The organism is Fodinicola feengrottensis, from assembly GCF_039530045.1.
Classification (GTDB): domain Bacteria; phylum Actinomycetota; class Actinomycetes; order Mycobacteriales; family HKI-0501; genus Fodinicola; species Fodinicola feengrottensis.
This window is the reverse complement of record NZ_BAAANY010000050.1, coordinates 1-4,027: the sequence shown is the minus strand read 5'-3', so window position 1 is coordinate 4,027 and position 4,027 is coordinate 1. Positions and strand designations below refer to the sequence as shown.

General features: G+C 67.3%; 2 protein-coding genes and 1 pseudogene. 1 reads left to right on the top strand and 2 read right to left on the bottom strand.

Features of this window, described 5'->3' with window-relative positions; translation table 11 throughout:
* Positions 1–212, top strand: a pseudogene (locus ABD301_RS41130) (hypothetical protein); the annotation flags it as partial.
* A gap of 46 nt (positions 213–258) precedes the next feature.
* Here the strand turns inward: ABD301_RS41130 and ABD301_RS41125 are convergent.
* A complete protein-coding gene (locus tag ABD301_RS41125; protein ID WP_344315437.1) occupies positions 259–2,976 on the bottom strand; it encodes an AAA family ATPase in 2,718 nt (905 codons plus the stop codon).
* Positions 2,977–3,054: 78 nt separating this feature from the next.
* A complete protein-coding gene (locus ABD301_RS41120) occupies positions 3,055–3,702 on the bottom strand; it encodes an adenylate kinase family protein (protein WP_344315436.1) in 648 nt (215 codons plus the stop codon).
* Between the last annotated feature and the right edge of the window lie 325 nt (positions 3,703–4,027).

Sequence of the window (4,027 nt, the reverse complement as noted above, 5' to 3'; positions counted from 1 at the left end):
ATCTGCATCGCCTGCGTATACGAAATCACCTTATCCAAGGTTTCGATCGCGGCCAGCGCGCGGCCTGGCGTTCCCCGACGACGGTGGTGAACGCCTCGATGAAGCTGGTGGGTTGGACCAGCCACACACGGATCGCGGTGTCGGTGACGGAGTGGCCGTTGCTGAGATGGACCAAGGCGTGGTGGATGCGCAAAATGGTGCGCCAACGCTGAAACTCAGTTCCCGGCATCGGTGACTATCTTGTCGGCAGCGCGCCGATCACGATGCCTGCTCGGCATGGAGATCGGGCTGGTCCCGGAGCTGTCGGCGAGAGGTGATGCCGAGCTTGCGGAAGATGTTGCGCAAATGCGTGTCGACCGTACGAGGGCTGATGAACAGCCGGGCGGCGACTTCGTTGGAGGTGGCGCCGGTGGCGACCAGCCGGGCGATGTGCGTTTCCTGCATGGTGAGCTCGTTGTACGTGTGCGTGGACCGGCCGCGGGCCTTTTCGCCGGTGGCGCGCAGCTCGTCGGCGGCCCGCCGTGCGAACGCTTCGAGTCCCGCCTCGGACAGCATTTCGTGGGCCGTACGCAGCTGAACGCGGCAGTCTTTCCGGCGCCCTTCGCGGCGCAGCCATTCCCCGTACAGGAGGTGGGCCCTCGCTCGGGCGGGCCGCATCGGGCTTTGGGCGAGCAGCTCGACGGCTTGCCGGAAGTGGTCCTCAACCCCGGTGACCAGCCCACGCGCGTAAGCCGCGATCCCCAGGCCAGTGGCGGTTCCGCTGGCTTGGGTGCGCTCGGTCAGCGATGCCAGCGCGGCGGCGGCTTCCTCGTACTCGCCGCATCGGACGGCCGCCTCCACCACCTCGGGCAGCGAGACTCCGGTGAGGAAAAGGTCGCCGTACGAAATGGCCTGCCGACCGGCGGCCAGCGCGGCCGGGTAGTCGGACCAGCTGTTGTTCAGCACGGCCGCGGCCCAGTGGACATTCGCGATCAGCTGCCCGATGCCGTGGGTGGCAGCCGCCTTGGTCGCGGCTTCCATCAGCTCGAAGGCCTCCTCGCGGCGGCCGCGCATCGCGGCCAGGTGCAGCCGGTGATAGTACGTCGGCGGTCCGCCGGTCACGTCCGCGAGCGCGTCCTCCTCGGCGATCGCCGCGATGGCCTGCCCGACATCGCCGGTGAGAGCGGCACGGGACGCGACCTGGCTGAGCGCCAGGCGCAGTACGAACGGTGACCCCGACTCGCGACCGGTCTTCATCAACCAGTCGACGATCGTCCAATGTACTTGCGGATCCCACAAATCCGCGGCCAGCATCACCGCGAGCGCCGGCCGCTGAGTCCACAGTGGAGTGTCGGTGCCCTGGAGAACCTTGCGCAGTAAGGGAACCGCGACCCGGTGCCCTTGCGTGGTCAGCAAAGCAAGTGCGTCCAGGATGTCCGGGGAGTGCGGTGCCGGCGCGCAAGTCTGCGCCGCGGCCAGGACCAGGTCCATGACGCCACTGGGCCGGCCGACGGCCATGCTTATTTCCAAGGCGTCCACGAAACAGTCCCGAGATCGTTGCGGATCCAGTGCCGAAAGCCTTTCCCCAGCCCGAATCATGAATGTCGGACCGTCGCCGTCATGCTGTCGTACGAACGCGATCCGGCCTCGGAGCAGATCCACCTCCGCGAGCTGGCGCTCGTCCAGGCCCGCGTTCTCGACGGACGCGAGAAAGTCTGCCGCGGTGTCGGCGGCGCCCGCGTCGAACTTGGCCTGAGCCGCGGCGAGCGTACGTTCGACCCGCTTGGTCGCGTCCACTGACAGCTCGGCCGCGCGTTCGATGAAGGCCGCCGCGGCCACCACACCGCCGCGCGCCTGGGCGCGCGAAGCGGAACGTTCCAGCTCGGCGGCGACCGCTTCGTCCGGTCCGGCGCAGGCCCGGGCGCGGTGCCAGATCCGCCGGTCTGGGTCGACAGCGGGATCGGTGACGTCCGCGAGCACGCGATGGGCCGTACGACGCTGGTCGGCGTCGGCCGCCAGATAGACGGCAGACCGGGCCAGCGGATGGCAGAACCGGATCCGAGTGGAGAACTCGACCAGCTCGGTGGTGGTGATCGCCGCGCTGGTGGCCTGCAGATCGATGCCCAGCCGGTGGGCGGCCGGCCACAGCAGGCCCGGGTCGCCGGTCGGGTCGGCGCTAGCGATGGTCAGCAGCAGCCGCGCATCGGTGGGCAGATTGGCCAGCCTGGCCTGGAAAGTCCGCTCGATCCGGGTCGGCACCGACGAGGTGTCCGGCACCGCGAACCCGTCGGCCCTGGGCAGGTGCAGCAGCGCCAACGGGTTCCCGCGTGCCTCGGCCACGATCCGGTCGCGTACCTGCTCGTCCAGCGTCATTTGGCTCTGCGCCACCAACAAAGCCCGCGCGTCGGCGTCGCTCAACCGCTCGACCGCGAGACCCGGCAGCTCGTCCAGCTCGCTGGCCGGAGCGGGCAGCCGTACGGCCACCGCCATCGCGACCGGATCAGCGGTGACCCGCCGGGCCACGAAAGTCAACGCCTTCGCCGACGCTGCGTCCAGCCACTGCGCATCGTCAACAACGCACAACAATGGCTGTTCTCTGGCTGCGAAGGTGAGCAGCTCCAAGGTCGCCAGACCCACTCGATAAAGGTCTGGCGGGCCGCTGACCAGCCCGAACGCGACTTGCAGAGCTTCCCGATGCTGAGCTGGCAGCTCGCCGAGATAGCTGAGCGAAGGCGCGCACAGTGGCCGGCAGAGCTGGTGCAGAGCGGCGAAGGGCAGCTCCGACTCGAACTCCGACCCCGACGCGTGCAGCACCTGGAAACCAGACGCCGTGCTGTGGGCGTACGCCAGCAGCGCGCTCTTGCCGATGCCAGCCTCACCGCGTACGGCCAGCACACCGCCCTGGCTCGCACGCGCGGCGCCGATCAGCTCATCGATGGACTGGGTCTCTGCTTGCCTCCCGACCAGTGAACCGTGGGCGGGTGTCAGCGGTCGCATACAACAGACGTTAGTCGGACCCCTGCGGCTGTCCGAGGGGCGGTTGTGTGCGAACGCTGTTCCGGGAGAATTTCGCGTTTAGGCTTGGTACGCCGGCAGTCCGAGCTGGGCGCGGATCTCCTGTTGGACGGTGATCTTGTCGGGCCGGGCGTCGACGGTGAAGACGAACTCCTTGTTCGCGAAAAGTTCCAGGACAGGGTTGGTTTTCGTGTGGTAGTCATGCAACCTGCTGGCCAACGCCTCCGGCGTGTCGTCCTCACGACTGACCAACCGGCCCCCGCAGACATCACAGCGGTCTGCGATTTTGGGGCTGTGCGCGATCAAGTTGTAGTCCATGCCGCAGCCGGCGCACAGCCGTCGGGCCAGCACCCGCCGATGCACCTCCTCGTCCGGCAACCGCAGCTGGATGACGCCATCGATGTCATAGGTTTCCAGGAAAAACTCGGCCTGCCGGCGGTTGCGTGGAAAACCGTCGACGACGAACCCGTAGTTCCAGTCGTGCTGGCCGAGCCGGTCCCGGACCACCGCCTCGACGAGATCGTCGCCGACCAGCTCACCGGCGGCCATGATCCGGCGAACCTGCGCACCGATCTTGGTGTGGTTCTGCACATGCCAGCGGAAGATGTCACCGACGCTGATCATGGTCAGGTCGAAGTCGTGGGCCAACAGCGCACCCTGAGTGCCCTTGCCGGAGCCCTGAACTCCCATGATCACGTACTTTCGCATGCGCCACAGCGTACGCCGGTGTCCGTCGTTGTCCGTCATTGTCGTCGTTGTCGCCGTGGCATCTGACGAGCTACTGGGGCCGTCGCGTTTAGCTGACCTCCGGTGCGCTTGCGTTGCCTGGGCAGTAGAGGCTGGGCAGAGTTTGTCGGCCGCCGGGCGTGGTGGGGCCTGGCGGCCGGGTGTATTTTCTATGCGGCGAGTTGGTTAATGCCGCGGATGGGTCTTCGTTCGGGGTCTCTGTACGCTGGCGGTATGAATTCGACGATTCCGTCGATGATGCGTACTTCCCAGTCGCTGTGATGGATGAGGCGATGGCAGGCGTCGC

What these genes read in the sequence shown, in the direction of transcription:
- ABD301_RS41125 (WP_344315437.1), bottom strand. Translation starts at nt 2,976, where the DNA reads ATGCGACCGCTGACACCCGCCCACGGTTCACTGGTCGGGAGGCAAGCA.
- ABD301_RS41120 (WP_344315436.1), bottom strand. Translation starts at nt 3,702, where the DNA reads ATGCGAAAGTACGTGATCATGGGAGTTCAGGGCTCCGGCAAGGGCACT.